Origin of the sequence: Leucobacter tenebrionis (genome assembly GCF_019884725.1) — a bacterium.
Classification (GTDB): Bacteria; Actinomycetota; Actinomycetes; order Actinomycetales; family Microbacteriaceae; genus Leucobacter; species Leucobacter tenebrionis.
Genome location: NZ_CP082322.1, coordinates 667,013 through 693,893, shown reverse-complemented (window position 1 = coordinate 693,893; position 26,881 = coordinate 667,013). Strand labels below are relative to the sequence as shown.

Annotated in this window: 26 protein-coding genes; 17 read left to right on the top strand and 9 right to left on the bottom strand. The window is 71.2% G+C overall.

Going from position 1 to position 26,881, the window contains the following annotated elements; all coding sequences use genetic code 11:
- The first annotated feature begins 112 nt into the window (after positions 1-112).
- The gene (locus KVY00_RS03265) at positions 113-763 is read left to right on the top strand and encodes an asparagine synthase (protein WP_223044319.1); all 651 of its coding nucleotides are present in this window, start codon (positions 113-115) and stop codon (positions 761-763) included.
- Between the two features lie 36 nt (positions 764-799).
- Here the strand turns inward: KVY00_RS03265 and KVY00_RS03260 are convergent, their stop codons facing one another.
- Complete coding sequence (locus KVY00_RS03260) at positions 800-1,144, bottom strand: GNAT family N-acetyltransferase (protein WP_223044318.1); 345 nt, start codon at positions 1,142-1,144, stop codon at positions 800-802.
- Between the two features lie 133 nt (positions 1,145-1,277).
- Between KVY00_RS03260 and KVY00_RS03255 the strand changes: the two genes are divergently transcribed.
- From KVY00_RS03255 to KVY00_RS03230, 6 genes are all read left to right on the top strand, one after another.
- A complete protein-coding gene (locus KVY00_RS03255) occupies positions 1,278-3,035 on the top strand; it encodes an adenosylhomocysteinase (protein WP_255572733.1) in 1,758 nt (585 codons plus the stop codon).
- A 66-nt stretch (positions 3,036-3,101) separates the two neighbouring features.
- On the top strand, positions 3,102-4,412 hold the full coding sequence (locus tag KVY00_RS03250) for an amidohydrolase family protein (protein WP_223044317.1): 1,311 nt from the start codon (positions 3,102-3,104) through the stop codon (positions 4,410-4,412).
- A 201-nt stretch (positions 4,413-4,613) separates the two neighbouring features.
- Positions 4,614-5,450 (top strand): ABC transporter substrate-binding protein, encoded by an 837-nt coding sequence (locus KVY00_RS03245; protein ID WP_223044316.1) that lies wholly within the window; start codon positions 4,614-4,616, stop codon positions 5,448-5,450.
- A gap of 16 nt (positions 5,451-5,466) precedes the next feature.
- Complete coding sequence (locus KVY00_RS03240) at positions 5,467-6,336, top strand: amino acid ABC transporter permease (protein WP_223044315.1); 870 nt, start codon at positions 5,467-5,469, stop codon at positions 6,334-6,336.
- Entirely contained in the window at positions 6,333-7,139 is an 807-nt protein-coding gene (locus KVY00_RS03235) for an amino acid ABC transporter ATP-binding protein (protein ID WP_223044314.1), read from the top strand. The genes KVY00_RS03240 and KVY00_RS03235 overlap by 4 nt, the downstream gene beginning before the upstream one ends.
- 126 nt (positions 7,140-7,265) lie before the next feature.
- On the top strand, positions 7,266-8,738 hold the full coding sequence (locus KVY00_RS03230) for a DHA2 family efflux MFS transporter permease subunit (RefSeq protein WP_223044313.1): 1,473 nt from the start codon (positions 7,266-7,268) through the stop codon (positions 8,736-8,738).
- 79 nt (positions 8,739-8,817) lie between these two features.
- Here KVY00_RS03230 and KVY00_RS03225 read toward each other — a convergent pair whose 3' ends face one another.
- Positions 8,818-9,732: a LysR family transcriptional regulator gene (locus KVY00_RS03225; RefSeq protein WP_223044312.1), complete on the bottom strand. Its 915-nt coding sequence runs from the start codon at positions 9,730-9,732 to the stop codon at positions 8,818-8,820.
- A 124-nt stretch (positions 9,733-9,856) separates the two neighbouring features.
- Here KVY00_RS03225 and KVY00_RS03220 point away from each other — a divergent pair, with 124 nt between their 5' ends.
- Positions 9,857-11,485: an aminotransferase class I/II-fold pyridoxal phosphate-dependent enzyme gene (locus KVY00_RS03220; RefSeq protein WP_223044311.1), complete on the top strand. Its 1,629-nt coding sequence runs from the start codon at positions 9,857-9,859 to the stop codon at positions 11,483-11,485.
- Positions 11,486-11,553: 68 nt separating this feature from the next.
- Here the strand turns inward: KVY00_RS03220 and KVY00_RS03215 are convergent, their stop codons facing one another.
- The 3 genes from KVY00_RS03215 to KVY00_RS03205 form a co-directional block, all read right to left on the bottom strand.
- Positions 11,554-11,778 carry a hypothetical protein gene (locus KVY00_RS03215; protein ID WP_223044310.1) on the bottom strand — a complete coding sequence of 75 codons (225 nt, stop codon included), beginning with the start codon at positions 11,776-11,778 and terminating at the stop codon, positions 11,554-11,556.
- A gap of 124 nt (positions 11,779-11,902) precedes the next feature.
- Positions 11,903-12,619 (bottom strand): ABC transporter ATP-binding protein, encoded by a 717-nt coding sequence (locus tag KVY00_RS03210; protein WP_223044309.1) that lies wholly within the window; start codon positions 12,617-12,619, stop codon positions 11,903-11,905.
- Positions 12,616-13,722 carry an ABC transporter permease gene (locus KVY00_RS03205; protein WP_223044308.1) on the bottom strand — a complete coding sequence of 369 codons (1,107 nt, stop codon included), beginning with the start codon at positions 13,720-13,722 and terminating at the stop codon, positions 12,616-12,618. The genes KVY00_RS03210 and KVY00_RS03205 overlap by 4 nt, the downstream gene beginning before the upstream one ends.
- Before the next feature lie 174 nt (positions 13,723-13,896).
- On the opposite strand from KVY00_RS03205, the gene KVY00_RS03200 reads away from it, so the two are divergent.
- Genes KVY00_RS03200 through KVY00_RS03190 form a run of 3 tightly spaced genes read left to right on the top strand, consistent with a single transcriptional unit; the run spans position 13,897 to position 16,196 of the window.
- Positions 13,897-15,153 (top strand): sensor histidine kinase, encoded by a 1,257-nt coding sequence (locus tag KVY00_RS03200; RefSeq protein ID WP_223044307.1) that lies wholly within the window; start codon positions 13,897-13,899, stop codon positions 15,151-15,153.
- Positions 15,150-15,773, top strand: coding sequence for a response regulator (locus KVY00_RS03195; protein WP_223044306.1), 624 nt, complete (start codon positions 15,150-15,152; stop codon positions 15,771-15,773). The genes KVY00_RS03200 and KVY00_RS03195 overlap by 4 nt, the downstream gene beginning before the upstream one ends.
- Positions 15,774-15,809: 36 nt before the next feature.
- Positions 15,810-16,196, top strand: a complete 387-nt coding sequence (locus KVY00_RS03190) for a YchJ family protein (RefSeq protein ID WP_223044305.1) — start codon at positions 15,810-15,812, stop codon at positions 16,194-16,196.
- Positions 16,197-16,357: 161 nt separating this feature from the next.
- Here the strand turns inward: KVY00_RS03190 and KVY00_RS03185 are convergent, their stop codons facing one another.
- Together KVY00_RS03185 and KVY00_RS03180 are read right to left on the bottom strand one after the other, a co-directional pair.
- A complete protein-coding gene (locus tag KVY00_RS03185) occupies positions 16,358-16,915 on the bottom strand; it encodes a hypothetical protein (RefSeq protein ID WP_223044304.1) in 558 nt (185 codons plus the stop codon).
- A 58-nt stretch (positions 16,916-16,973) separates the two neighbouring features.
- Positions 16,974-18,398, bottom strand: a complete 1,425-nt coding sequence (locus tag KVY00_RS03180; protein WP_223044303.1) for an aminopeptidase P family protein — start codon at positions 18,396-18,398, stop codon at positions 16,974-16,976.
- A 118-nt stretch (positions 18,399-18,516) separates the two neighbouring features.
- On the opposite strand from KVY00_RS03180, the gene KVY00_RS03175 reads away from it, so the two are divergent.
- Together KVY00_RS03175 and KVY00_RS03170 are read left to right on the top strand one after the other, a co-directional pair.
- Entirely contained in the window at positions 18,517-19,269 is a 753-nt protein-coding gene (locus KVY00_RS03175) for an SDR family NAD(P)-dependent oxidoreductase (protein ID WP_223044302.1), read from the top strand.
- Between the two features lie 85 nt (positions 19,270-19,354).
- The gene (locus tag KVY00_RS03170) at positions 19,355-20,206 is read left to right on the top strand and encodes a PHP domain-containing protein (RefSeq protein WP_223044301.1); all 852 of its coding nucleotides are present in this window, start codon (positions 19,355-19,357) and stop codon (positions 20,204-20,206) included.
- Positions 20,207-20,420: 214 nt separating this feature from the next.
- On the opposite strand, the gene KVY00_RS03165 is transcribed toward KVY00_RS03170, so the two are convergent.
- Positions 20,421-21,911, bottom strand: coding sequence for a DEAD/DEAH box helicase (locus KVY00_RS03165; protein WP_394358279.1), 1,491 nt, complete (start codon positions 21,909-21,911; stop codon positions 20,421-20,423).
- A gap of 175 nt (positions 21,912-22,086) precedes the next feature.
- On the opposite strand from KVY00_RS03165, the gene KVY00_RS03160 reads away from it, so the two are divergent.
- From KVY00_RS03160 to KVY00_RS03145, 4 genes are all read left to right on the top strand, one after another.
- Positions 22,087-22,806 (top strand): ferritin-like fold-containing protein, encoded by a 720-nt coding sequence (locus tag KVY00_RS03160; protein WP_223044299.1) that lies wholly within the window; start codon positions 22,087-22,089, stop codon positions 22,804-22,806.
- Complete coding sequence (locus KVY00_RS03155; RefSeq protein WP_223044298.1) at positions 22,803-24,056, top strand: methyltransferase domain-containing protein; 1,254 nt, start codon at positions 22,803-22,805, stop codon at positions 24,054-24,056. Before KVY00_RS03160 ends, KVY00_RS03155 begins: the two co-directional genes overlap by 4 nt.
- Positions 24,057-24,177: 121 nt before the next feature.
- Positions 24,178-24,948 (top strand): hypothetical protein, encoded by a 771-nt coding sequence (locus tag KVY00_RS03150; RefSeq protein WP_223044297.1) that lies wholly within the window; start codon positions 24,178-24,180, stop codon positions 24,946-24,948.
- 68 nt (positions 24,949-25,016) lie between these two features.
- Positions 25,017-26,414, top strand: a complete 1,398-nt coding sequence (locus KVY00_RS03145) for a bifunctional phosphopantothenoylcysteine decarboxylase/phosphopantothenate synthase (RefSeq protein WP_223044296.1) — start codon at positions 25,017-25,019, stop codon at positions 26,412-26,414.
- 103 nt (positions 26,415-26,517) lie between these two features.
- Here the strand turns inward: KVY00_RS03145 and KVY00_RS03140 are convergent, their stop codons facing one another.
- The gene (locus KVY00_RS03140; protein ID WP_223044295.1) at positions 26,518-26,742 is read right to left on the bottom strand and encodes a DUF3107 domain-containing protein; all 225 of its coding nucleotides are present in this window, start codon (positions 26,740-26,742) and stop codon (positions 26,518-26,520) included.
- Between the last annotated feature and the right edge of the window lie 139 nt (positions 26,743-26,881).

Below are 26,881 nucleotides of genomic sequence, written 5' to 3'. Positions count from 1 at the left end.
GGCACCGCCTCTTCCTGCCGAGGAGCGACGGCGAGTTTGCGACGGAACCCGGCCGAGCGCCAGTTTTGCGCGATAATGGGAGAGGCCCGAGTGGGCTCTCGGAAGGAGCGCGGTGTTCGGCTGGTCGAAGAAACGCAAGCGCGGCAGTGCGCGCCCTGCTCGCAGGCTGCCTCGACGCGTGCTCGCCCCCGTCGAGGAGATCGTCGAGCAGGGGCTGCTCGTCGCCGATGTCGCGGTGCGGATGAGTGTCAAGAACGAGATCATCATGAACGCGCTGAAGCGGCACGCCGACTACGACGAGGCGCAGATCCGCGAGATGGTGCGTCAGGCCACCGAGGATCTCGCGAAGGAGCGCGAGCGCGACGCGCTGCACATCGCCCGTATGCGCAGCGAGATCCGAGACACGGGTCACAGCTCCTGGAGCGAATCCGACTACGGCAACGACGACAACCGTACGCTGCGGCACCGCCAGGAGGTCTACGAGAAGGTCGCCGAGGAACTGCAGACCCGGGCGAACGACATCGAGTACCTGAGCGACACCGCCGAGCGGGCGCGCTCGATGGCGTGGCACGAGATCGGCGACTCGCTCAAGGAGCGGGCCACGCACCCCTACTACAGCGGCGGTGCCAGCGAGGAGTATCAGGCCGCGCGCGAGGGCCGCATCCAGCAGCTCATCGAGAAGGACCTCACGGCGCTCGTGCAGCAGCAGACTCAGAGCAAACCCGGTCGCCTGCGCAAGAAGCGCAAGACCGAGGGGGAGTGATCGCTACCGCAGGGTACGGGAGCACCGTCCGCGCGATCAGGGCCTGCGCAGTTCCGGATGCCGGGTGAGGTAGCGCGCGATGAACCAGCACGAGGCGTGCACCCGTCGTTCGCCGACGGCCTCGCCCGTGAGCGCGCGGTGCGCGAGCAGCGACGCGAGCCCGGTGCCGCGCAGCTCGGGCAGCACGACCGTGTGGTCGAAATCGATGACGTCGTCGCCGAGCAGGGAGTAGTGGGCCTCGCCCACGAGGCGATCCGACGCGCCCTCCGCATTCTGCGGCTCCTGCGCGCTCTGATAGACCGCATAGCGGTGCCGCTCGGGCTCGTGCTCGATGCGGATCCCGTCGGCCGCCGCCTGCTGCTCATCCCCGTACCTCGCCATGCGGCCAGCATAGTTGCGGCTCGGGGCCGCTGCGAGGGGTTGACACCGGAGGCGGCCCGCAGTGGGCCGGGCCGGCGCACTATCCTCGAGGGAGTCGGCAGAATCAGCGGACCGGGAAGACGCAGGGAGCAGCATGACCGATCTCGACGACGGGCGCGAATCATCAGTGGGGCTTCGCGTGGAGCGCGCGATCCGCACCGCGGCCCGCTCGGGCAATCGGCTGCTCTCGGGCGGCGTCGCGCGGGTGGAGGTCTCGGACGACGCGGAGAGAGAGGCCCTGCTGACCGCGCTCGGACGCATGGGGGTGCGGCTCGAGCCGGATGCGGGAGTGCCCGCGGAGTTCGTGTTCGTCGACGGCCCTGTGAGCGCAGGATCGGCGGGGCATGCGAAAGGCTCGCCCGATCCCGGGCGCGTTGACACCGGGCGTGTTGACGCCGGCGCGCTCGCCCCGGTGGTGGTCGGTCTCGACGGGGGAGTCGCATCGGACCGCAGCCCGGACGCGGCGGCGCGGATCGCGTGGGCGAGACGCGGCATGCGCGCGACGGCGCGCCTCGCCGAGCAGCTCGCTGACTCGGCGGCACGGGAGCCGGAGGCACGGGGGTCGCGCTCGGGAGCGGAGCCGGGAACGGAGTCGGTCTTGGGATCGGCACGCCGTCCGCCGCGGATCGCCGTGAGCCTCGTGCTCGAACCCAAGACGGCGGCGCTCACCCTCGCGCTCGCCGACGCCGGATGCGAGGTCGCGCTGTTCAGCGCGGTCTCGGAGACCGACCCCGAGGTCGCCGCGGCGCTCGCCGCAGACGGGCGGGTCGCGGTGTTCGCCCCGACCGGCGCGGTCAGCCGCGACGCCGCCGCGCGCCTCGACGCCGAACATGCGGCGGCGATCCTCGACTGGGCGCCGGAGTACCTCATCGACGATGGTTCGCACCTGATCCGCCTCGCCCACACCGAGCGCCCGTCCGCGCTCGAGCACCTGCGGGCGGCGGCCGAGGAGACCACGAGCGGCGTGCGGCCGCTGCACGAGATGGCGGCCGAGGGATCCCTGCGCGTGCCGGTGATCGCGGTGAACGACGCGCGCACCAAGACCGACTTCGACAACCTCGTCGGCACCGGCCAGTCGTGCGTGCTGGCGATCGCCGATCTGCTCGACGGCGCTGACAGTGCCGGCGGCGATCGGCGGCACGACGGTTACCGGGGGGTCGCGGGCACCCGCTGGGCGGTGATCGGCTACGGCCCCGTCGGCGTCGGCACCGCCCGTTTCGCGGCCGCGCTCGGCGCCCGGGTCACGGTCGTGGAGCGGGATCCGGTGCGCGCGCTCTCCGCGCTGCACGACGGCTTCGAGGCCCGCCGCGCCGAGGAGGCGCTACCCGCCGCCGACGTCGTGGTGAGCGCGACGGGCGTGTGGCACACGCTCGACGCGGACGGTTTCGCGCTGCTGCGCCCCGGCACCGCGGTCGCGGTGGCAGGCGGGATCGACGACGAACTCGCCCTTGACGATCTGCTCGCCGACGGGTGGTGCCCGCGCGAGGTCGGCGACGGTCTGGCCGAGTGGGTCCCACCGGGCGGCGATCGGGGCCCGGTCGTGCTCGCCGAAGGCGGCGGCGTCAATTACACCGCGGCCGAGGGCAACCCGATCGAGGTGATGGACCTCTCGTTCGCGACCCAGCTTGCGGCGCTCATGCGCCTCATGGGGGGCGATCTCGCGCCCGGGGTGCACACGCTCTCCGCGGAGGACGAGGATCGCGTGGCGCGCGCCGCACTGGAGGCTCGGGGCGGATCCGCCGATCCCGCCCCGCTCCGCAGCCGTCCGGGCGGTGCCGCGCAGCCCTGGGCGGTGCACCGCTACCGTGCCGCGTTTCTCTCAAGCATTCCGCGCACGCAGGTTGACGGTTGACCCGCTCCGCGCACGCAGGCTGACGACCCGACGAACCCCGCCCGCCGCACCCCCTAGAATCTTCGGGTGACCACAGCACCCGAAATCGTCGTCTACAGCGCGCCCCTCGTCTTCCCCGTCGTCAGTCCGCGCATCGAGGACGGTGCGGTGGCGGTGCAGAGCGGACGGATCCTGCACGTCGGCGACCGCCGCTGGGTGCTCGACGCGCTCGCCGCCCGCGGCGCGGCGCACCGGGAGGAGCGCTGGGACGGGGTGATCGCCCCGGGTCTCGTGAACGCCCACACTCACCTGCAGTACACCGGCATGTCCGAGGTCGCCGAGCGCAACTACACCGGGTTCGATCACTGGGGCGACGCGTTCGACGCGGTCTACGAGCGGGTCGGGCACGACTGGGCCGCGGCCGCAGCCGACGGTGCCAGGCGCAGTCTTGCCGCCGGAGTCACCGCCGCCGCCGACGTGGTCACCGACCGCGAGGCGCTCAGCGCGCTCCACGACGCGGGCATGCACGGCATCGCCTACTGGGAGGTGTACGGCAAGAGCAATGCCGACTGGGACGCCGCCGCGCGCGAGGAGGTGCGCCAGCAGATCCGCGCGATCCCGACCCCGCCCGGTGCCGGCGTGTCGCCGCACGCCCCCTACTCGCTCGAGGTGCAGCCCCTGCTCGAGCTGCCCGACATCGTGCGCGAGGAGGGGCTGCGGCTGCACATCCACCTCGCCGAGGCGCACATGGAGCGCGAGTTCGACGGGATCGACGGCTACGTCGGGGCGGGGCCGGGCGGCCACGGCGAGTGGCCGGAGCTGGCGGCCGACAGCTTCCGCGCGCTGCGCTCGCACGGCATCGGGGTCTCTTCGACGCAGTTCGTGGATCACCTCGGCGTGCTCGGGCCCGACTGCCACATCGCCCACGGCGTGTATGTGAGCGCCGAGGATCGCGCGCTGCTGCGCGCCCGCGGCACGAGCGTGGCCTTGTGCCCGCGCTCGAACGAGGTCATCGGCCTCGACATGCCGCCCGTCGCCGCGTACCTGCGCGAGGGGAACCTCATCGCGGTCGGCACGGACTCCCTCTCGTCGTCGCCGTCGCTCGACCTGCTCGCCGACGTCGCCGCGCTGTACCGGGTCGCGCGATCACAGGGGTACCGAGAGGACGACCTGCACCAGCGGCTCTTCACCGCCGCGACGCTGGGCGGCGCCGCAGCCCTCGGGCTGCACGTGGGCAAGCGCCGCATCGGGCAGCTCGGCGTCGGCGCGATGGCCGACCTGGCCTTCTTCGAGACGGCGTCGCGCCACCCCGACGCGGCCCTCGCGGAGCTCGTCGAGGAGGGCGCCGGCCGAGCCCGCCGCACGATCATCGAGGGCGAGGAGCGCTTCCGGGCGTGACGGCCCGCCCCGTCGAGATACGGATCTCGCATGCCGAGTTGCGCTCAGGCCTGCGATATCCGCCTCTCGGCGCGCTACTCGCGTGACGCCCGGTGACGGGCAGTGCGGGCGAGGTGCGCAGAATCTCATAGACTGTACTGCGGTCCGCGCGATCCGTCAGGCCTCGCCGCCGCGCCTCCCCACCATCCCGAAGGAGCCCCCATGTCCCGCACCTCCCGTCTCGTCGCGGCCGCCGCAGCCGGCGCCGCGGCACTGCTCGCACTCACCGCCTGCACGGCGGGCGGATCCTCGGATGAGAACGCGGAGGGCGTGGGCCCGGTGACCGAGGGCAAGCTCACGATCGCCACCGGCGAGCCTGCGTACGCCCCGTGGGTGATGAACGACGACCCTGAGAGCGGCGAGGGCTTCGAAGCCGCAGTGGCCTATGCGGTCGCCGAGGAGATGGGCTATGCCGAGGGCGACGTGGAGTGGGTGCGCACCAGCTTCGACTCGGCCATCGCACCCGGCCCCAAGGACTTCGACCTGAACATCCAGCAGTTCTCGGCGACCGAGGACCGCAAGAAGGCCGTCGACTTCTCCACGCCCTACTACGAGACGACGCAGGCCGTCGTGGCCGCGGGCGGCACGAAGGCCGCCGAGGCGAAGAGCATCGCCGACCTCAAGGACGCCGCCATCGGCGTCGCCTCCGGCACGACCTCGCTCACCGTCGCCGAGGACGTGATCGCGCCGACGAGCGATCTCCAGGTATTCAACAACGTCGACGACGCCGTCGCCGCGCTGCAGAACGGCACGATCGACGCGCTCGTGACCGACCTGCCCGGCGCATTCTACGTACGCGACGCGCAGCTCGACGACGGCGTGATCGTCGGTCAGCTCGATTCCTCCGAGGGCGGCGACGAGTTCGCCTTCCTGCTGCCCAAGGGCTCCTCGCTCACCGCCGACGTCTCCGCGGCGGTCGATGCGCTGCGCGAGGACGGCACGCTCGACGCTCTCGTCACCGAGTGGATCGCCGATCAGGGCGCTCCCGTTCTGAAGTAACGCAACGCCCGCACCCGTGACCACGACGAACCCGGCCGCCGCGCCGTTCGAGCCCTCGTCCATCGAACTCGAGCGGCGCGCGTACCGTCGCGCGCGCAAGCGGCGCTCGATCCTCATCAGCATCGTGAGCACGCTCGTCTTCGCGGCGGTGCTCACGCTCGTGCTCGTGAGCAGCCCCGGTTGGGATCGCGTGCGCGAGACATTCTTCGACCCGCAGGTCGCCATCGACGCCTTCCCGCGGGTCATCAAGGGGCTCTGGCTCAACATCCAGGTGCTCTTCGTCTCGGCGATCGGAGTGGCGATCCTCGGCACCCTGCTCGCGATCGCGCGCACGCTGAAGGGGGCGGTGTTCACGCCGATCCGTCTGATCGCCGCGGGTTACACCGACATCTTCCGCGGCATCCCGGTGCTGCTGGTGCTGTACCTGGTGGGCTTCGGCATCCCGGGTCTCGAACTCACGGCCAAGATGCCGGCCCCGTTCTGGGGCACGATCGCGCTGATCCTCTGCTACTCGGCTTACGTCGCGGAGGTGCTGCGCGCCGGCATCGACGCCGTGCACCCCTCGCAGCGGCTCGCCGCCCGCTCCCTTGGCCTCAGTCACGGGCGTACGCTGCGCCTCGTGGTGATGCCGCAGGCCGTGCGCAAGGTCACACCCGCGCTCATGAACGACTTCGTCTCGATGCAGAAGGACGTCGGCCTGATCTCGGTGCTCGGTGCGGTCGACGCGATCCGCGGGGCGCAGATCGAAGTAGCCTCGGCCTACAATTTCACGCCGTATGTACTGGCGGGCCTGCTGTTCGTGCTGCTGTCGTGGCCGTTCATCCGGCTCACCGACTGGGTCACGGCGCGGGCTCAGAAGCGCGAGCAGGTGGGAGGCACCGTATGAACGAGTCGGCGACGCGGGCGGGGGATGCCGCAGCCGCTCCGACGGCCCCCGTGCTCGAGGTGCGCGGGGTGCACAAGCGGTTCGGCGATCACCCCGTGCTGCGGGGCATCGATCTCACCGTCGCGCGGCACGAGGTGGTCGTGCTCATCGGCGCCTCCGGATCGGGGAAGTCGACGCTGCTGAAGACGATCAACCTGCTCGAGCAGGTCGACGACGGGCGCATTCTGCTCACCGGGGCCGACGGCGCCACGGAGGACATCACCGATCCCCGCGCCGACGCCGATCGGGTGCGGGCGCGGATCGGCGTCGTCTTCCAGCACTACAACCTCTTCCCGCACATGAACGTCATCGACAACGTCACGCTCGCCGCGCGCAAGGTATTCGGCACATCGCGCGCGGAGGCCGAGCGCATCGGCCTCGGTCTGCTCACCCGGATCGGCCTCGCCGACAAGGCGAAGGAGTACCCCGACCGGCTCTCGGGCGGGCAGCAGCAGCGCGTCGCCATCGTCCGTGCCATCGCGACCGATCCCGAGCTGCTGCTGCTCGACGAGATCACGAGCGCGCTCGACCCGCAGCTGGTGGGTGAGGTGCTCGATCTCGTCGGCGACCTCAAGACCGCGGGGTCGACGATCGTGATGGCGACGCACGAGATGTCGTTCGCGAGGCGGGTGGCGGATCGCGTGGTGTATCTGAAGGACGGCGTGATCATCGAGTCGGGGCCGCCCGAGCAGATCTTCGACCGCCCCGAGCGGGAGGAGACGCGGGAGTTTCTGTCCCGCGTGCGCGACCCATTCGGCGACTGAACGCAGGATGACGGGGGACCCGCTTGCGCGAGCCCTGAAGCGGGAGTAAGCTCCTAGGTCTGCCTCCGAAGGGTTCTCCGCGCGACCTCGGTCGAGGCCCGCTCTCTGCTGCAAGGAGTTTCTTCCGTGACCTCAGACACCGCTTCCGTGCGAGTGCCTCCCGCGAACGACGACGGCATCGATCCCGCAGGCATGCGGGTGATCTGGCTGCTGCTCGTCGCGGCCTTCGTCGCGATCCTCAACGAGACGACCATGGCGATCGCCATCCCCGCGCTGAACGCGTCGCTCGGGATCCCGCCCGAGCTCGGGCAGTGGCTCACGAGCGCCTTCATGCTGACCATGGCGGTCGTGATCCCGACCACCGGCTTCCTGCTGCAGCGCTTCACCACCAGGCAGATCTTCCTCGCCGCGATCATCTCGTTCGTGGCGGGCACCGCCATCTGCCTCGTGGCGCCCGGGTTCACGATGCTGCTCGTCGGCCGCATCGTGCAGGCCGCGGGTACGGGCATCATGATGCCGCTGCTCATGACGACCATGATGAACGTCGTGCCGCCCCACTCGCGGGGCCGCATGATGGGTCGAGTCGGTCTGGTGATCAGCCTGGCTCCCGCCCTCGGACCTACGCTGTCGGGCGTGGTGCTCGACCACCTCGGATGGCGCTGGCTCTTCGGCATCATCCTGCCCATCGCGGTCGTCGCGCTGCTGCTCGGCGCGAAGTGGATGACCAACCTCGGCGAGACGACGCACGCTCCGATCGACGTGCCGTCGATCCTGCTGTCGGTCGTCGCCTTCGGCGGGATCGTCTTCGGGCTCAGCCAGCTCGGCGGGCACGGCGGCACGGGCGGCGGGGGAGTGCCCCCGTGGGTGATCATCCTGGTGGGCGTCGTGTTCCTCGCCGTCTTCGTGTGGCGCCAGCTGGCGCTGCAGAAGAAGGACGATGCGCTGCTCGACCTGCGTGTCTTCGCATCGCGCAACTACCTGATCTCCGTCATCATCATGGCCGTGATCGCGCTGTCGATGTTCGGCACGTTCTCGCTGCTGCCGCTCTACCTGCAGAACGTCGCGGGTCTCGAGCCCACGGCAGCCGGCCTCGTGCTGCTGCCCGGTTCGATCCTCATGGGCCTGCTTGGGCCGGTGATGGGGCGGATCTACGACGCGCGCGGGCCCAAGACGCTGCTCGTGCCGGGCACGACCCTCATTTCAGCCGCGATGTTCATGTATTCCACGGTGGGCGCGCATACGCCGGTCTGGCTGCTCGTCGCGGTGCAGATCGCGATGTCGCTCGGCCTCGCGAGCTCGTTCACGCCGCTGTTCTCGGCGTCGCTGGGGTCCCTCGACCGTTCGCTGTACTCGCACGGCTCGGCCGTGCTGAACACGCTGCAGCAGGTCGGCGGCGCGGCCGGCACGGCGGTGCTGATCTCGATCTACTCGACGTTCCTGCACTCGGGCGAGGCGCGCGGCCTGACGACCTCCGAAGCGGGGGAGCCGGGCACCCACGCCGCCTTCTTCGTCGCCGCCTGCATCTCGCTCGTGCCGCTCGTGCTGGCCTACTTCGTGAAGAAGCCGGCCGACCAGGAGGGCGCCCCCGCCGGGCACTGAGCGTTTCGCCCCCTGAGCCGGTTGCGCCGCCTCGGCGCGCTCAGGGGACGAGACGAGCCCGGAAACCCGCGGTGAGCTCTCACTCGAGCGCGGTGATCGAGCGGCGCACCGCCTCGGCGAGCTGCCGCACCGCGGTCGACGGCCCGCCCGGCCCCGCGGGCGCGGCCAGCAGCAGCTCGCGCGCGAAACGTGGATCTTCGATGGGGCGCAGCACCACCCCGTCGGGCGGGTTCGCCGCGACGAGGCTCGGCACCAGGCCGACGGCCATACCCGCGGCGATCAGTCCCAGCACCACGGAGTAGTCGTCGGTGCGGATCGCCACGTCGAGCTTGTACCCCTCGGCCTCGAACACCTCGCGCACGAGCTCGTCCAGCGTGTCTCCGGGCGTCGACCCGACCACCCAGCTCTCCGATGCCAGCGCGAGCAGCGCGGCCCGATCGAATCGCTGAGTCGCCGCCGCGGAGTGTGCCTCGGGGAGCGCGATGAGCATCGGGTCGGTGAACAGGTGCGTGGTGTGCACCTCGGAGCGGAACGGGAGCCGGTAGTCGCTGGCCGCGTAGACGAGTGCGGCGTCGAGGGTGTGCTGGTTCACCCGCGCGACGAGCGGGGAGACCTCCTCGAGGATGGCGTCGAGCTCGATCCCGATCTCCGAGACGCGGCTGACGATGCCGGGCAGCAGCCGCGCCGCCGCCGTGGGAAAAGTTCCGAAGCGCAGCCGCGTGCGGCCCAGCTGGGCCAGATCGCGCACGTCCGCGAGAGCGCGATCGGCGAGGCCGAGGATCTCCTCGCCGCGCTCGAGCATGAGCGTGCCCGCGGTGGTGAGCTTGCTGCCCCGGGTGCTGCGCTCCGTGAGATCGGTGCCCACGAGACGGTCGAGGTTTCTGAGGTGGTAATCGACCGTGGGCTGGCTCCAGCCGAGCCTGATGGCCGCGCGCGCCACGGAACCCTCGGCTGAGACCGCGCTGAGGGCCTGGAGCTGACGCAGATCGATCATGAGTACCCCTGTTTCCTCTGGAGCGAATCGGGCGGATCACCCCCGTTCGCTCAAAACAGTATATGGTTCCCGGGAGGGGTTTGCGGGGTTCCGCGCGGCGCCTCGCGCGCGGGATGCTTACCGTATGTTGCATCAGGACACCACGACACACGGCACCTCCGCATACGACGGGGCGGCCGGACCCGCGACCATCGCACCGTCGATCGGCGACGCCGGATCGGCCGCGGATCCCGCGCCGCAGCAGCGGTCGAGGTCGGCGGCTGCGCCGCGCTACGCCGAGGATCAGACCGGCACCCCCTACGCCGACGCGATCGCCCGGTTCGGCGACTCCGATCCGCTGTCGCTCATGGTGCCCGGTCACGGTAACGCTCCCGGGGCGGGGGGCGAGCACATCGCCGAGCTGTTCGGCGCCCGCGTCGCGCAGCGCGACGTGCCGCTCCTGCTCGAAGGTATCGACGCCGGAGAGAACAGTCCCCTGGTGCAGTCCCAGCGCCTGGCGGCGGATGCGTGGGGCGCGCGCCGCACCTGGTTCCTCACGAACGGCGCCTCGCAGGCGAACCGCACGGCCGCGATCGCGGTGCGGGGGCTCGGCGAACGGATCCTGATCCAGCGCGCCATGCACTCGAGCCTCACCGACGGGGTGCTGCTCGCGGGTCTTGCACCCGCCTTCGTCGCGCCCTCGGTCGACACCCGGCACGGTATCGCGCACGGGCTCACGCCCGAGGCGCTCGAGGCGGCGCTCGTCCGCGAGGAGCGGGCGGGTCGCGCGGTGTCGAGCGTCTACGTCGTCTCGCCCAGCTACTTCGGCTCGGTGGCCGATGTGGCGGGCCTCGTCGAGGTGGCGCACCGCCACGACGCCGCGATCATCGTCGACAACGCGTGGGGCGCGCACTTCGGCTTCCACCCCGATCTGCCGGAGTCGCCGGCCAGGCTCGGCGCCGATCTGGTCGTCTCGAGCACCCACAAGCTCGCCGGCTCCCTGACCCAGTCGGCGATGCTGCACCTGGGACACGGCCCATTCGCTGAGCGCCTCGAACCGCTCGTGGCACGCGCCTACAGCATGACCTCCTCGACCTCCATGAGCGCCGTGCTCATGGGGTCGCTCGATACCGCCCGTCACGCGATGGCGACGGGGGAGGAGCGCATCGGGCGGGCGGTGCGCGCGGCGCGTGAGATCCGGGATCGGCTGGATCGGGATCCGCGGTTCTCCGACATCGGCGACGGTTTCGGCGCCTTTCCGGACATCACCTCGACCGACCCGTTGCGGGTGCCCATCGACGTGTCGCGGCTGGGCCGCAGCGGTCACTGGGTGCGCTCCGCGCTCAAGGAGCGCCACGGCGTCTATCTCGAGATGTCGACCGCGACGAGCATCGTCGCGGTCATCGGTGCGACTCGCGAGGTCGACGTCGACCGCTTCATGGCGGCCCTCGACGAGGTCGCGCGGGAGGCCGAGCGGCTGGGCTCCGAACCGATGCACGAGTTCCCCGAGCTGCCCGAGCCGGGCGTGCTGCGCATCCTGCCGCGCGACGCGTACTTCGGAGCGAGCGAGGTGGTGCCCGCCGAGCAGGCGATCGGTCGCATCTCAGCCGACACGCTCGCGGCGTACCCGCCCGGCATCCCGAACATGCTCCCGGGGGAGGAGATCACGGTCGAGACGGTGGACTTCCTGCGCGCGGTCGCGGCCTCGCCGACGGGTTACGTGCGCGGGTCGGTCGACCCGGAGGTCTCGCTCATCCGGGTGGTCGCGGAGTAGCCGCCCGGAAACGGCAGAAGGCGGTGGGGTCCCGAGGGATCCCACCGCCTTCTGCCGTGCGAAGACGCTTACTTCTTCTTCTCGAACAGGTTTCCCACGAGGGTCGAACCGATGAGCACCACGGCGAGCAGCACCACGCCGACGATCGACACCGCGACGACGTCGACGGGCTGGCCCGCGCTCGAGAACATCGACTCGTGCTCGTGGCCGTCGTGGGCGAAGGCGGGGGCCGCGACGAAGACCGAGGCAAGAGCTGCGGTCACGGCGGCGGCGATGCGGGTGCGGATCTTCACGGTGTCTCCTCGCGAATGTCGTGATGCTGGGGCGGCGCCCACGGCGCACGCGATGCCTCCATCCTATCCCGACGTCGGCGCCGTCGCGCGCGGCGCGTCGGGGGCGGTCGGATGCGCCGCGCGTTCAGGCCGCTGACGGAGTGTGGATCCGCCCCTCGATCCGCCCGTCGACGACCGTGATCAGCTCGTCGAGGCATCGCTCGTGCACCAGATCGTGCGTGACGAGCAGCGTCGCCGTGCCGCGCTCCCGCGTGAGCCGACCGATGAGATCCATGATCTCGGAGCCGCGTTCCCGGTCGAGCGCGCTCGTCGGCTCATCCACGAGCAGGGTCTCGGGAGCGTGCACGAGGGCCCGGGCGATCGCGACGCGCTGCCGCTGTCCGCCGGAGAGCTGATGCGGTCGCCGATCCCGCTGCGCCTCGAGGCCGACGGCGGCGAGCAGTCCGTCGGCTCGGTCGCGGACCGCGGAGCGGCGCCGCGATCCCGCCGCGCCGAACCCGCCCCGCCCGCCGAGCTCCGCCATCACGAGCAACTGCTCGCGCGCGGTGAGCGAGGGGATCAGGTTCGACTGCTGGAAGACGATGCCGATGCGCTCGCGGCGCAGTGCCGCAGCCTCGCCCGCGGTCAGCCGTGCCGCGTCGACGTCGCCGATCATCACTCGCCCGGAGTCGGGGCGGATCAGCGCGGCGGCGACGGCGAGCAGGCTCGATTTGCCCGAACCGGAGGGGCCCGTGATGCCGGTGACGCGGCCGGCGGGCGCCGTCAGCGAGACGCGGTCGAGTGCGGTGACGCGTCCGTCGCCGTCGGGGAAGGTGAGGGTGACGTCGTGCAGCTGGATCATCGGTGGCTCCCGAGGGCGGTGAGGGGGTCGGACGAGGTGACGGAGCGGAGCGCGAACGCGGCTCCGGCGAGCCCGAGCACGGCCATCACGGCGGCCGGGGCGAGGGTGGTGAGCGGGCTCAGGAGGAAGGGGAGGGCGGATCCGACGAGCGCGCCGAGCCCGACCACCGCGGCGAGCCCGACGCCGATCCCGGCGGCGAGCACCGTGAGCGCCTGGCCGAGCGCATCGAGCACGAGCGATCCGGTCGTCGCGCCGAGGGCCCGCAGCACCGCGACGTCGGTCGAGCGCTGCATGGTCCAGACCGTGAAGAAGGCGCCGACCACGAGCGCCGAGATCCCGAACAGCATCGCGATCATGAGGCCGAGCGAACCGATCTCGGAGCGGAAGGTCTCGAGCGCGGCGAGGCTCGCGAGGGGGCTCTCGGCGCTCGTGCCGGTGCGCTCGGCGACGGCATCCCAGTCGGGGTCGCCCGAGACGGCCAGCACGGTCGGTTCGCCGCTGCCGCCGACGCGTTCGTCTGCTTCGGCCCAGGCGTCGGGCGCCATCACCACGACCGGGGTGTGGCTGTACCACGCATCGCCGCCGACGGTCGAGACGCGGTACTCCTCGCCCGTGATGGTGACCGAGCCGCCGACCGCGGCGTCGAGCTCCCGCGCCGCGCCGGCGGAGAGCCCGACCTCGTGATCGTGGGCGGGGGCCAGCGCGGCGATCGCGTTCTGATCCGTCCCCGATCCCTCTTCCCCGCCCTTCGACCGAGGCACGCCGAACAGCGCCACCCCTGTCGGGGAAGAGGAGCCCGAGGTCTCCGCCCGCGACTGGACGATGCCGACCGGGAGCGCAGCCTCCACTCCCGGTGCGCTCCGCCATGCGTCGACCGCCTCTTCGGAGAGCGCCGAGGTCGCGAAGCTCGCGCCCTCGCCCGATGCGTCCTGCAGCACGAGACGGTCTCCCGGCAGCGCGAGTACTCCCGACACGTTCTGCGCGGCCAGCCCTCCCGTGAGGCCGGACAGGAAACCGACGAGCAGGGTGATGAGGGCCACGACGGCCCCGATGAGCATGAATCTGCCGCGGGCGAACCGCAGGTCTCTCCAGGCGACGAACACGTTCTTCCTCTCCGGGCCGCCCGAACGAGGATCGCGGCCCGGTATCCAGCCTCCGCTCGACGCGGTCCGACAGCATCGCCCGCCGGGGCGGTTCCCCGCTGCACCCTCCGGACCCCGCCGATCGAACTTTCGGTTGATGCGAGGCGACGCCCCGGTGGCCTAGCCTGAGAGGCGATGTCCCACCGCACCACGCTCACCCCCGTGTTCGCCGGGCTGCGTTTCGGGTTGCACGCCCTGCTCATCGCGCTCGCGGCGTTCGCAGTGGTGCGCGCCGTCGTACTCCACGAGCCCCGATGGCCGTGGGTGCTCGCGCTCGCGGTGCTCTTCGTCGGGCTCTACCTGGTCGGTGCCGCGACGGCGTCGCGCAGCGGTGGTCCGGGGAAGCCGGGCCCGCTCGGCGCTCGCGGTCGTGTCGCGGCGCGATGGGCCGCGCCGATCTGGATCCTGGCGCTCACGCTGCTCTGGGCGGCGCTGGTCTGGATCGCGCCCGACGGCGCCTACCTCGTGTTCCCGATGTTCTTCCTGTACCTGCACGTGCTGCCCGGGGCCGCGGGCGTCACCGCGGTCGTCGCCGGCACCGCGATCGCCATCGGTGCGCTGGGGATCCACCACGGCTTCAGCGTCGGCGGCGTGCTCGGGCCGCTGGTCGGAGCGGGAGTCGCGATCCTCATCGGCCTCGGCTACCGCGCGCTCGCGACCGAGGCGCGGGAGCGCGAGCAACTGGTCGAGGAACTGCTGGCTACCCGGGAGCGCCTGGCCGAGACCGAGCGCGAGCAGGGTGCGCTCGCCGAACGGGCGCGGTTGGCGCGGGAGATCCACGACACCGTCGCGCAGGGCCTGTCGAGCATCCAGATGCTGCTGCACGCCGCCGAGCGCGATGCGCCGCACGGCGCCGCGCTGCGGCACGTGCGCCTCGCGAGGGAGACCGCCGCCGAGAGCCTCGCCGAGACGCGGAGGTTCATCAGGGAGCTGACCCCTGCCGGCCTCGACGACGGACTCGCCGCGGCTCTGCGCCGGCTCGCCAGGGAGCAGGAGCGGCGCAGCGGCCTGCGCATCGAGGTGACCGCGAAGGAGACCGACCTGGCGCTGCCGATGGATGTGCAGAGCGCGCTGCTGCGGATCGCGCAGGGCGCCATGTCGAACGCCGTGAGGCACTCCGGGGCCGATCGGGTCGACCTCTCGCTCGCGGATGCCGGCGGAGAGATCGTGCTGACGGTGCGCGACGACGGTGTCGGCTTCGATCCCGAGCGTGCCGCTGCTCACGGCGCCGGCCGCGACTCCTTCGGGCTGCGCGCGATCGCCGAGCGCGCGGAACAGCTCGGGGGCGCTCTCGAGATCGACTCGGCGCCCGGAAGGGGCACGACGCTGCGGGTGGCCGTCGCGGTTCCCGGTTCTTCGACCGACGACCGCGGTGGGGAGGAAAGGCGATGATCAGGATCCTGCTGGCCGACGACCACCCCGTCGTGCGCGCCGGCGTGCGCGCGCTGCTCGAGGGCGAGGCCGACCTGGAGATCGCGGGGGAGGCCGCGGATCCCGAATCCGCCGTGGCGCTTGCCGCGAGCCTCAGCCCCGACGTGGTGCTCATGGATCTGCAGTTCGGGGCGGCGGCAGGAACGGGAGCCGACGCCACGCGCCGCATCCGGGCGCAGGCCGATCCGCCCGCGGTGCTCGTGCTCACCAACTACGACACGGATGGCGACATCCTGAGCGCTGTCGAGGCGGGCGCGAGCGGCTACCTACTGAAGGACGCGCCGCCCGACGAGCTCGTAGCGGCGGTGCGCGCGGCGGCGGCCGGCGAGAGCGCGCTCGCACCCGCGATCGCGGGGCGGCTGCTCGCGAGACTGCGCGCCCCGGCGGTCAGTCTCAGCGCACGAGAGATCGAGGTGCTCGGGCTGGTCGCGGCCGGGGAGACGAACAGCGGGATCGCCGCCGCGCTCCACATCAGCGACGCGACCGTGAAATCCCACCTCGTGCACGTCTACGACAAGCTCGGCGTGTCGACCCGCACCGCCGCCGTCGCCGCGGCGCGCGAGCTCGGCGTGCTGCGCTGAACCGTTCGGGGCCGTGAGAGCCGTAGGCTGAAGGGCATGACGGACGAGGATCCCTGCCCCTGCGGAAGCGGCGTGCCCTACGGGGAGTGCTGCGGGCCGCTCCATGCGGGCGCCCCCGCGCCGACGGCCGAGCGGCTCATGCGCTCCCGTTACAGCGCGTTCGCTCTCGGGAACGCGGAGTACCTGCTCGAGACCTGGGATCCCGCCAGCCGACCGGGTGAGCTCGACCTCGACGCCGAGCTCGAGTGGCGGCGGCTGCTGATCCGCGACACGTCTGCGGGCGGCCTCGACGACCAGACCGGCCAGGTCGCGTTCACCGCGGTGGGCCGAGGGCCGGATGGGCGCTTCGAGCTGCGCGAGCGCAGCAGATTCGCGCGGAATGCGGCAGGGCGTTGGATCTATATCGACGGTACCGAGGCGTAGCGCGGCGGGCGTCGCCGTCGATCCTGCCCTTCGCCGTCGATCGTGCCCCTCGCCGTCGATCCTGCCTGTCGCCGTCGATCCTGTCCCTCGCCGTCGACTCGACCTCTCGCCGTGCGGTTCTGAGGCGGTCTCGGCGGCCGGAGGCCTGCTCGGCGAGCGGATCAGCGGATGTACACGTCGAGATGGTTGCCGAACGTTCCGCGGTCGTAGATCTTGCCCTGATAGCCGAACGGGGTGTCGAAGACCGTGCCCTTGGGGTGGGAGCCTGCGAGCACGATGTAGCCGTCGGCATCGCTCACGTACCCGTCGTCGTTCACGTGGCGACCGGGGATCGCGAGCCCGGGGCCCGGCAGCACCTGCTCGCTGTAGAACGTGAACTTGTAGCCGCCCCAGTTGACCGCCCCGGTGAACATGAACTGTTCGAGGGTGTAGAGGGCCGCGGAGCGCGCGCCCCCGGCGCCGGCCGACTTGCCGGACCCCGCCGCCGAGGTGTCGGCCGCCTCGACGCTCGTGTCGAGCACGGCGACCGAGGCGTCGGCCGCGTCGAGCCGCTGCTGCCGCTGCCCGAACGCGCCGCTGCCGTCGGCGGCGAACGCCATCGAGATCGAGTAGGGCGCCAGGGCCGCCGAACCGAGCAGCACCACGACGGTCGCCGCGGCGCCGGCCCCGAGGAAGCGGGACCAGCGGGAGACCCCGTGGCGGGCGGAAACGTGTGACATCGAAACCCGATGGTACCCCGAGGAGCTGGGCGACCGCGAGGGGAGACGGATCCCTCGCCTACGCCTGCGCCGCGCGGATCCAGGCCTCGACGTCGTCGGCGGTGCGCGGGATCCCCGCCGACAGGTTCACGCAGCCATCGGCCGTGACCACGATGTCGTCCTCGATGCGCACGCCGATGCCACGGAACTCCTCGGGAACCGTCAGGTCGTCGGGCTGGAAGTACAGGCCGGGCTCGATGGTGAACACCATGCCCGGAGCGAGTACGCCGTCGAGGTACATCTCGCGACGGGCCTGCGCGCAGTCGTGCACGTCGAGTCCGAGATGGTGGCTCGTGCCGTGCACCATGTAGCGGCGGTGGTAGGCGGTGCCGTCGTCCTCGGGCAGCAGGCCCCACTCGCGGGTGCGGTGCTCGATCACCGCCATCGCGGCGTCGTGCACGTCGCCGAAGCGGATGCCGGGGCGCACGATGGCGCGCGCGGCGTCGGCGGCCTCGAGCACGGCGTCGTAGACGCGGCGCTGCACCTCGGAGAACACGCCCGATACCGGGACGGTGCGGGTGATGTCGGCCGTGTAGAGGCTGTCGAGCTCGACGCCGGCATCGAGCAGCAGCAGGTCGCCCGCCCGCACGGGGCCGTCGTTGCGGATCCAGTGCAGGGTGCACGCGTGGGGGCCCGAGGCCGCGATGGTCTCGTAGCCGACCGTGTTGCCGTCGAGGCGGGCGCGCTGGTTGAAGACGCCCTCCACGATCCGCTCTCCGCGAGGATGCGCGCTCGCCTGAGGCAGCGCGGCGAGCACCTCCGCGAAGCCCTTCGCGGTCGAATCCACCGCCGCCTGCATCTCCGCCAGCTCGAACTCGTCCTTGACGAGGCGCAGCTCGGAGGCGGCACGGGAGAGCTCGGCGTCCTCGGCGGACGCGGATCCCGCGTCTTCACCGCCGACCGCACCGCGGCCGATGACGCGGTCGCCCTCGCTCGAGACGAAATCGGCGATCGGGGCGGTGCGGATCCCCAGCGCTCCGGCCACCTGGGCCAGAGAGGGGCGCGCGCCGATCCAGAACTCGCCGATCTCGGGATTGGCGAAGAACTCGTCGCTGTCGCGCCCGGCCCGCTCACGGAAGTAGAGCGTGGCCTCGTGGCCGTCGGCCGTCGGGTCGAGCACGAGGATCGAACCCGGCTCGCTCTCGGCGCCCCAGCCCGTGAGGTGCGCGAAGGCGCTGTGGGCGCGGAACTGGTAGAATGTGTCGTTCGAGCGCTGCTTCATCGCCCCGGCGTGGATCACCAGGCGCTCGCCCGCGAACTGCCGGGCCAGGGCCTCCCGGCGCTGCGCGGCGAAGGGGGCGACGGGCCAGGGGGAGGGGATGACCTCGGGGCGATCGGCCCAGTGCGATGAGATGTAGTCGAGGAATGTGTCGCTCCGCGGTGTGGTGCTGCGGTTGCTGTTGTCGATCTCCACCTCGTGGGTGGTCTGCACGCTCTCGGTCATCTCTCCATTCTCCCACTCGGGCCTGGGTGCGATGCCAATCTCGGGGCGTAGCCTGAGGGCGTCGTCCGGCCCGACAGGGGCGGCGACTCCGACGGGTACGACAGGAAGAGGGATCAGGATGGCTACATACGACGTTGCGGACCGCTCGGCGATCGTGACAGGCGCGGGATCGGGCATCGGCAAGGCCGTTGCCCTGCTGCTGGCCGCGAACGGCGCGAAGGTCGTCGTGCAGGACCTGAACGAGGACGCCGCGAACGCCGTCGTCTCGGAGATCGAGGCGTCCGGCGGCACCGCGGTCGCGGTTGCGGGCGATGCCGGGGCGACGGACGTGATCGAGGCCACCGTGGCGGCGGCCGAGGCGCTCGCGCCCCTGAAGATCGGTGTGAACAACGCGGGTATCGGCGGCCCTGCCGCCCCCACGGGCGACTATCCCGACGACGGCTGGGACCGGGTGCTCGACATCAACCTCTCCGCGGTCTTCCGCAACACGCGCGCCCAGGTGAAGCCGATGCTCGAGAACGGCGGCGGTTCGATCGTGAATCTCGCCTCGATCCTCGGCAGCGTCGGCACGCCGTACTCGCCTGCCTACGTCGCGACGAAGCACGGTGTCGTCGGCTTCACGAAGGCGGCCGCCCTGGCGTACGCCGAGCAGGGGGTGCGCATCAATTCGGTGGGCCCGGGGTACATCGATACTCCGCTGCTCGCTCAGATGGATGCGGAACAGAAGGCGGCGCTCGTCGCACTGCACCCCGTCGGCCGGCTCGGCAAGGCCGAGGAGGTCGCCAACCTGGTCGGCTTCCTCGCGAGCGACGCCGCGTCGTTCATCACCGGCAGCTACCACCTCGTCGACGGCGGCTACACGGCGCAGTAGGGCGGCGACCGGAGCGCTGCTCCGGGCGGGTGCCTCGACGGGGCGCCCGCCCGAAGCGCAGGGCGCGACCTCGTAGAATGAAGGAATGGCGGAAGCGACCGGGAGCGGCGGGTACGACCTGCACACCCACTCCGTGTTCTCGGACGGCACGATGCGACCCGGCGAGATCGCCCGGGAGGCCGCAGAACTGGGCCTCGCTGGGTTCGCCCTGACCGACCACGACACGGTCGACGGTTGGGAGGAGGCCCGCGAGGCCGCCCGTGCCGTCGGCGTCGACTTCCTGCCCGGCATCGAGATCACCACGAAGCACAACGGCAGATCCAGGCATCTGCTGGGTTACGGCATCGACCCGGCGGCCGGCGAACTGTTCGAGGCCCTCGCCGAGGTGCGCAGCTCCCGCCTGGGGCGGGCTCGGGAGATGGTGCGGCGGCTCTCGGCGAACTACGCGATCACCTGGGACGCGGTGGTGGGCGAGGAGGACGCTCGCACCGTCGGCCGGCCCCATATCGCGGACGCGCTCGTCGCCGCGGGGTACTTCGCGGATCGCAGCACGGCCTTCGCCGAGATACTGCACCCGCGTTCGCCCTACTACCTCGGAACGTACGCCATCGAGACGGTCGAGGCGATCCGTCTGGTGAACGCGGCCGGGGGAGCGGCGGCGCTCGCGCACCCGGCCGCCTTCAGGCAGCGCACGCCGACCTCTGCTCGTGAGCTGCGCGAGATCGCGGCTGCGGGGCTGTGGGCGGTCGAGCTCGAACACCCCGAGAATCGTGCTGACTGGGTGCCCGCCCTCGTCGAAACCGCTTCCGAGCTGGGGCTCGCGGTGACCGGATCGAGCGACTATCACGGCGCGGGCAAGCCGAACCGGTTGGGGCAGCACACCACGGCTCCCGCACTCGTGGAACGGCTGCGCGAGCGCGTTGCGACGCCGCGCTGATCTCTCGGCGTTCTTGGCGCTCTTGCGAAAACGGGAGTCCCATTCTGCTGCTTCCCTCCCCGGTGAAGCAGCAGAATGGGACTCCCGTTTTTCTAGCAGGTGCAGGTGCCGGAGCCGAAGCAGAAGCAGGTGCCGGGGCCTGAGCAGGTGCCGAAGCAGAAGCAGGTGCCGGGGCCTGAGCAGGTGCCGGCTCCGGAGCCGAGCGGGGCTGCGGTTACTCGGCAGCGGTGTCGGGGGCCGCGCCCGCCGCACCGCCGTCGGCCGCGACCTGCGAGCCACCGCGGCGGCGACGACGACGGCGACGCGCGGGGGCCTGGCCCTCGCCCGCCGGCGCGTCGTTCGATGTGCCGGGCTCGCTGCGTCCCTCGAGGTCGTGACCGTGCCCCTCGTGGCCGTGCGCCTCGTGGCGCCCGCCCCCGCGCGGATTCGCGCTGCGGGTGCGGCGGCGGTTGCGCGATCGGCCCTCGCCTCGTTCTTCTCCGGAACCGCCCTCGGACGCCCGGTTCGATGACCCGCGGCGCGACCCGCGCGCTGCAGCGGGCTCCTTCACGGGCGTGGCCTTGAGCCGGCCCTTCGAGCCCTCCGGGATGTTCAGGTCGGAGAAGAGGTGCGGCGACGACGAGTAGGTCTCGACCGGCTCGGGGACCCCGAAGCCGAGGGCTTTATCGATGAGGGCCCACTTGTGCAGGTCGTCCCAGTCGACGAAGGTCACCGCGATGCCGGTGCGGCCCGCGCGGCCGGTGCGCCCGACGCGGTGCAGATAGGTCTTCTCGTCATCGGGGACGGTGTGGTTGATGACGTGCGTGACATCGTCGACGTCGATGCCGCGGGCCGCGACGTCGGTGGCGATGAGGATGTCCTTCTTGCCCGCCTTGAACGAGGCCATCGCGCGCTCGCGCTGATCCTGATTGAGGTCGCCGTGCACCGACGCCGCGTTGAAGCCGCGATCGTTCAGCTCCTCCTGCAGTTTCGCCGCCGCGCGCTTCGTGCGCATGAAGATCACGGTCTTGCCGCGGCCCTCGGCCTGCAGGATGCGGCCGATCACCTCGTCCTTGTCGAGGGAGTGCGCGCGGTAGATGATGTGCTCGATGTTGGCCTGCGCAACGCCCTCGTCGGGGTCACTGGCCCGGATATGGATCGGCTTCGACATGAAGCGGCGCGCGAGTGTGACGATGGTGCCGGGCATGGTTGCCGAGAACAGCATGGTGTGACGGGTGGGCGGGGTCTTCGAGAAGAGCTTCTCGATGTCGGCGAGGAAGCCGAGATCGAGCATCTTGTCGGCCTCGTCGAGCACCATTTCGCGCACGTTGCCGAGGTCGAGCAGGCGCTGGCTCGCGAGGTCGAGCAGACGGCCCGGGGTGCCGACGACGATCTGGGCACCGGCCTTCAGCTGGTCGATCTGCCCCTCATAGGCCTTGCCGCCGTAGATCGGCACGACGGTCGCGCCGCGATTCTTCGCGGCCAGTTCGAGATCCTCGTACACCTGCACGCAGAGCTCGCGGGTGGGAACGACGACGAGCGCCTGCACGCCGGGCTCGGGGTCAGCGCCGATGCGCTGCAGCAGCGGCAGCCCGAAGCCGAAGGTCTTGCCGGTTCCGGTCTTCGCCTGACCGATGATGTCCTGCCCGGTGAGGGCGAGCGGGATCGTCTGCTCCTGGATCGGGAAGGCCTCGGTGATGCCCTTTTCGGTGAGAGCATCGACCATGTCCTGGTCGACGCCGAGTTCGAGGAATGTCGTCACGTTGCGTCCTGTTCGATAGTGCGAAGCTGCGCGCACAATCACGAAGGCGCAGCGGCCGGTGCTCCTGCGTCACCGGCGATGAATACGTTCGAGCACAGTCTATTCCAGCATCTGCACCGGTCGGCGGTAAGCTGACAGGGTGTTCGAGTGGATCCGTGGGCTGCGCAAGAAGAGCGCCCCAGCGCGCAAGATGCGCTCTCGCGGCGATGCCGCCGACACCGAGCGCGTCGAGCTGCCGGAGTTCGCACCGGGTGCGCTGCCGTTTCTCGGTCTGACCTCCTACCTGCAGCTCGAGCTCTACGAGGGAGCCACTCGCGCCGTCTCGGGCGCTCCCACGCTCGAGGCCAAGGACGTGCTCGCGCGCGTGGCAGGGCAGACACTGTCGAAGCATCAGCGACTCACCGCGGAGATCCGCCGACGCGGCGAGGAGCCGCACGTCGTGATGGCGCCCTTCGCCCAGGTGATCGAGCAGTACGTCGAGCGCATCGACGCTGAGGACTGGCACCAGCACGTGCTCTCGCTGTACCTCGTCGGCGGTCTCTTCGACGACTTCTTCGCGAGCCTCGCGGGCGGGCTGCGCGACGGCTACCGCAACGAGGCCATCGCGATCCTGCGCGACGACACCGGCCGCGCCGAACTCAAGGAGCTATTGCAGGCCGCTCTCGCGGCCGAGGAAGGCCTATCGAGCTGGCTGGCGCTCTGGGGCCGACGACTGGTGGGCGATACGCTGCTCGTCTCGCGCGCCGTGCTGGCCCTCAGCGAGGGGCGACCGTTCGTGGCGAGCGAGGTCGAGCCGGTGTTCACCGAACTCATCGCCGATCACATCCGCCGCATGGACGGTCTCGGTCTGACGGCATGAGCGGGGCCGTGCCCCTACCGTCCGCCGGCGTCGGAGCTCCGGGCGGCGCTGCTGACAGGGGAGACCGTGCGTCTCTTCCGCTCGTGACCGACGGCAACCCGATCTGCGGCTACTTCGAGGCCGGCCGGTGCCGATCCTGCACGCTCATCGAGACCCCCTATGCGCAGCAGCTGCGTGAGAAGGAGGAGCGCTGCCGCGAGCTGCTGCCCGATGTGCCCGAGCGGGCCTGGCTGCCATCGGTGCCGGGCGGCGTGCGCGACTTCCGCAACAAGGCGAAGCTGGTCGTCGGCGGTCGGCCGGGGAAGGTGACGCTCGGCATCCTCGGGCCCGACGGCTCGGGCGTCGACCTCCGCGACTGCCTGATCCAGGAGCCCGTGATCCGCGCCGCGATCCCGCATCTCGCACGCTTCCTCGACCAGACCGGCCTCCCTCCCTACGACGTGCCGAAGCGGCGGGGCGAGCTCAAGTTCGTGCACGTCACGGCGTCGCCTGACGGGGATCTCATGCTGCGCTTCGTGGTGCGCAGCGAGCGATCCCTCGAGGTGCTGCGCGGTCGGCTGGAGCAGCTGCGGCGGGCCGTGCCGAGCGCGGTCGTCGTGTCGGTCAACCTGCTGCCCGAGCACAAGGCCGTGCTCGAGGGCGAGCGCGAGGAACTGCTGCTCGGGTCGTCGCTCTCGATGGGAACGGGATCGTCGCTCGCGCTGCACCTCCGGCCCCGCAGCTTCTTCCAGACCAACACGTCCGTCGCTCGCGCACTGTATGCGCAGGCCGCGGCGTGGGTGGATCGGGCGGATCCCGCCTCCCTCTGGGACCTCTACTGCGGGGTCGGCGGTTTCGCGCTGCACTGCGCGGGCCGTGCGGAGGACACGGCGGCGCTGCCCGCGCGTCGTGTGCTGGGCGTCGAGATCAGCGAGGAAGCGGTGCGCTCGGCCAGGCGCAGCGCCCGGGAGGCCGGGATCGCGGCTCGCTTCGAGGCGGCCGACGCGACGGCGTTCGCATTGGCCGCGCGTCGCGAGGACAGGCCGGAGGCCGTGATCGTGAACCCGCCGAGGCGCGGGATCGGCGCCGAGCTGGCGGCGTGGCTGGAGGGCGGTGCCGGGATCCGGCACGTCGTCTACTCGAGCTGCAACCCCGAGAGCCTCGCTCGCGACCTCGCGGCGATGCCGTCGTTCTCCGTGCGTGAGGCGCGGGTCTTCGACATGTTCCCGCACACGCGGCACATGGAGGTCGCGGTGCTGCTCGAGCGGTGACGTTCGGTGGGGCCGGTGGTATGATGCGCCCAGAACGTCGACGATGACGCTCTCAGACCCACCCGGGGAGTCCGTGGATCCGTGGAACAGCAGCGCTGCTGCATGAGACAAGGACTCAGACATGCACACGGGATTGAAGGCAATCGGTGCCGTTCTCTTCGCGGGAGGGGTCGCGCTCTGCGGGGCGGCTCCGGCGCTCGCCGCCCCTCCGGGAGGCGGCTCCTACACCTGTACGGGCGGCTCCGTGCCCTCCGGCAGCTACTCCGAGCTGACCATCGCCGGCATGTGCGACGTGGGCTCCGGCGCCGAGATCGCGGTCTCCGGCAACCTGGTCGTCGCCTCGGGGGCCGTGTTCGATGCGCAGAGCGCGCCGTCGAGCATCACCGTGGGCCGCAACGTGACGGCTTCGAGCGGCTCGCTCGTCGGCCTGGGCTGTCAGCCGGCGGTCCCCGGCAACTCCGGGCACCCGTGCGCGACCGACCCGAATGCACGGTCCACGATCGCGGTGCGCGGCAACATCACGCTCGACGGCGCGATCGGCGTCTTCCTGAACGGGCTCGACGTGGGCGGCAACGTCACGATCTCCGGAGGCGGATCCGACATCCCCTGGTCGATCAAGAACAACACGGTCGCGAAGAACATCACCGTCAGCGGGATCACCGAGGAGTGGCTCGGGGTCATGTGGAACCGTGTCTCCGGCAACGTGACGCTGCAGAACGTCACGATGACCGGGAGCGACGACGCGACCGGCAGCGGTGTGAACAGCGTTTTCGTCGTGCGCAATGAGATCGGTCGCAACATCACCTGCAGCGGGCTGACCCCCGGAGTGTTCGGCTACGGCAATACGATCGGCAAGAACGCCGTCGGGCAGTGCGCGGTGCTGGCGGGCTGAGATGATCCGAGGCCGCGGGCGGGCGGCGGAGTCCGCTCGCGGCCGGCGGCGCATGGCAGGATGTTCCTATGAACATTGTGCTCGGAGTGACCGGCGGCATCGCCGCCTATAAGGCCGTCGCGCTGGCGAGGCTGCTCGTCGAGACCGGCCACGAGGTGCACGTGGTGCCGACCGATGACGCGCTCCGCTTCGTCGGCCGGCCGACCTGGGAGGCGATCAGCCGACACCCCGTCACAACCTCCGTGCACGAGGACGTTCCCGAGGTGCGCCACGTCGCGCTGGGCCAGCGTGCGGACCTCGTGGTCGTGGCTCCCGCTACCGCCAACACGCTCGCGCGCATGACCGCGGGTCTCGCCGATGACCTGTTGGGCACCACGCTGCTCGCCACACGCGCTCCGGTGCTCGTCGCACCCGCGATGCACACCGAGATGTGGCAGCACCCCGCGACGCAGGACAACGTGGCGATCCTGCGCTCGCGCGGGGTGCGGTTCGTCGGTCCCGAGAGCGGGCGGCTGACGGGTGACGACAGCGGCCCGGGCCGCATGAGCGAGCCCGAGCAGATCGCGCGGGCGATCGAGAGCCTGCTGGGCGGCGAGACCGATCCCGAGACCCCCGACGATGCGGCGCGCGGCGCCGATCCCGAACCCGCGGGGGACTCCGCCGCCGATCCCGATCTCCATCCGCAGCCGGAGTTCGACGCCCGACTGCTCGCGGAGCCCGCCGAAGGGGCAGAGGGAGCCAGGGACCTCGACGGCGTCCGCGTGCTCGTCACCGCCGGCGGCACTCGAGAGCCGATCGATCCGGTGCGCTACCTCGGCAACCGCTCGAGCGGCAGGCAGGGAGTGGCGATCGCGGCTGCTGCGGCGGATCGCGGGGCCAAGGTCGTGCTGCTGGCCGCGAACATCGACGAGTCGGTGCTCGCGCAGGTGCGGGATCGGGCGGCCGTGCGCGTCGTTCCGATCGGCACGACGGCCGAGCTCGAGACGGCGGCCCACGCGGCGGCGAGCGGAGCGGAGGTCGTGATCATGGCGGCGGCGGTCGCCGATTACCGCGTGGCGAACGTCGCGGATCAGAAGCTGCGCAAAGAGGACTCGCCGGGTGAAGCTCCCGTGCTCGAACTCGTCGAGAACCCCGACGTGCTGGTCGGGCTGGTTCGCGAGCGTCGTCCCGGGCAGGTGATCGTCGGTTTCGCAGCGGAGACCGTCGCGGGCGGATCGTCGGGAGCCGAGGCCGGGGAGACCGGATCGGGCCGAACCGAGCTGCTCGAGCGCGGCCGGCGCAAGCTCGCTCGCAAGGGCGTCGACCTGCTGGCCGTGAATGCGGTGGGCTGGAACGCCGGTTTCGAGAGCGACGACAACAGTCTGCTGGTGCTCGATGCCGACGGCGGGCTCGCCCGCGAGGCGCACGGCAGTAAGCGCGAGGTGGCCGACCGTCTGCTCGACGCGGTACGCGACGAGTTGCGATAGCGGAGCCGTCTTCCGGCCCGGCCCGATCCGCTCGCAGAGCTTGCCGTATCCCGTTCCCCGAGCTCGTCGAAGGGAACGGAATATCGGCCCGCCGGGCGCGGACTCAGCTGATGAAGCCGACCTTGCGGCCGCCCTCTCCGCCGAGCTCGACATAGCTGATCGAGTCGGTGTCGACCAGGTACTGACGCCCCTTCGTGTCGGCGAGCGCCACGAGAGCGGAGTCCTTCTCGATGGCGGCGTCGATGAGGCTGCGCACCTCGTCGGCGCTCGCCTCGGTCTCGAACGCGAGCTCACGGGGCGAGTGCTTGATGCCGATACGAACTTCCACGGGTGCCTCCTCGGGTGCTGTGGTGCGAGACCACGAATGATTCCGTTCTCCGAGTCTAGGGTGCCGGCATCGGGCGGAGGTGCCTCGAGGGCGGCCGTTCGCCGTCAGCGCATCGGCGCCCGCAAGAATGTCGGAGGTG

Coding starts and splice junctions, on each gene's coding strand:
- KVY00_RS03260 (WP_223044318.1), bottom strand. CDS start 1,144: ATGGCGAGGTACGGGGATGAGCAGCAGGCGGCGGCCGACGGGATCCGC.
- KVY00_RS03255 (WP_255572733.1), top strand. CDS start 1,278: ATGACCGATCTCGACGACGGGCGCGAATCATCAGTGGGGCTTCGCGTG.
- KVY00_RS03245 (WP_223044316.1), top strand. CDS start 4,614: ATGTCCCGCACCTCCCGTCTCGTCGCGGCCGCCGCAGCCGGCGCCGCG.
- KVY00_RS03235 (WP_223044314.1), top strand. CDS start 6,333: ATGAACGAGTCGGCGACGCGGGCGGGGGATGCCGCAGCCGCTCCGACG.
- KVY00_RS03225 (WP_223044312.1), bottom strand. CDS start 9,732: ATGATCGATCTGCGTCAGCTCCAGGCCCTCAGCGCGGTCTCAGCCGAG.
- KVY00_RS03220 (WP_223044311.1), top strand. CDS start 9,857: ATGTTGCATCAGGACACCACGACACACGGCACCTCCGCATACGACGGG.
- KVY00_RS03210 (WP_223044309.1), bottom strand. CDS start 12,619: ATGATCCAGCTGCACGACGTCACCCTCACCTTCCCCGACGGCGACGGA.
- KVY00_RS03200 (WP_223044307.1), top strand. CDS start 13,897: ATGTCCCACCGCACCACGCTCACCCCCGTGTTCGCCGGGCTGCGTTTC.
- KVY00_RS03195 (WP_223044306.1), top strand. CDS start 15,150: ATGATCAGGATCCTGCTGGCCGACGACCACCCCGTCGTGCGCGCCGGC.
- KVY00_RS03190 (WP_223044305.1), top strand. CDS start 15,810: ATGACGGACGAGGATCCCTGCCCCTGCGGAAGCGGCGTGCCCTACGGG.
- KVY00_RS03185 (WP_223044304.1), bottom strand. CDS start 16,915: ATGTCACACGTTTCCGCCCGCCACGGGGTCTCCCGCTGGTCCCGCTTC.
- KVY00_RS03180 (WP_223044303.1), bottom strand. CDS start 18,398: ATGACCGAGAGCGTGCAGACCACCCACGAGGTGGAGATCGACAACAGC.
- KVY00_RS03175 (WP_223044302.1), top strand. CDS start 18,517: ATGGCTACATACGACGTTGCGGACCGCTCGGCGATCGTGACAGGCGCG.
- KVY00_RS03170 (WP_223044301.1), top strand. CDS start 19,355: ATGGCGGAAGCGACCGGGAGCGGCGGGTACGACCTGCACACCCACTCC.
- KVY00_RS03165 (WP_394358279.1), bottom strand. CDS start 21,911: ATGGTCGATGCTCTCACCGAAAAGGGCATCACCGAGGCCTTCCCGATC.
- KVY00_RS03155 (WP_223044298.1), top strand. CDS start 22,803: ATGAGCGGGGCCGTGCCCCTACCGTCCGCCGGCGTCGGAGCTCCGGGC.
- KVY00_RS03150 (WP_223044297.1), top strand. CDS start 24,178: ATGCACACGGGATTGAAGGCAATCGGTGCCGTTCTCTTCGCGGGAGGG.
- KVY00_RS03145 (WP_223044296.1), top strand. CDS start 25,017: ATGAACATTGTGCTCGGAGTGACCGGCGGCATCGCCGCCTATAAGGCC.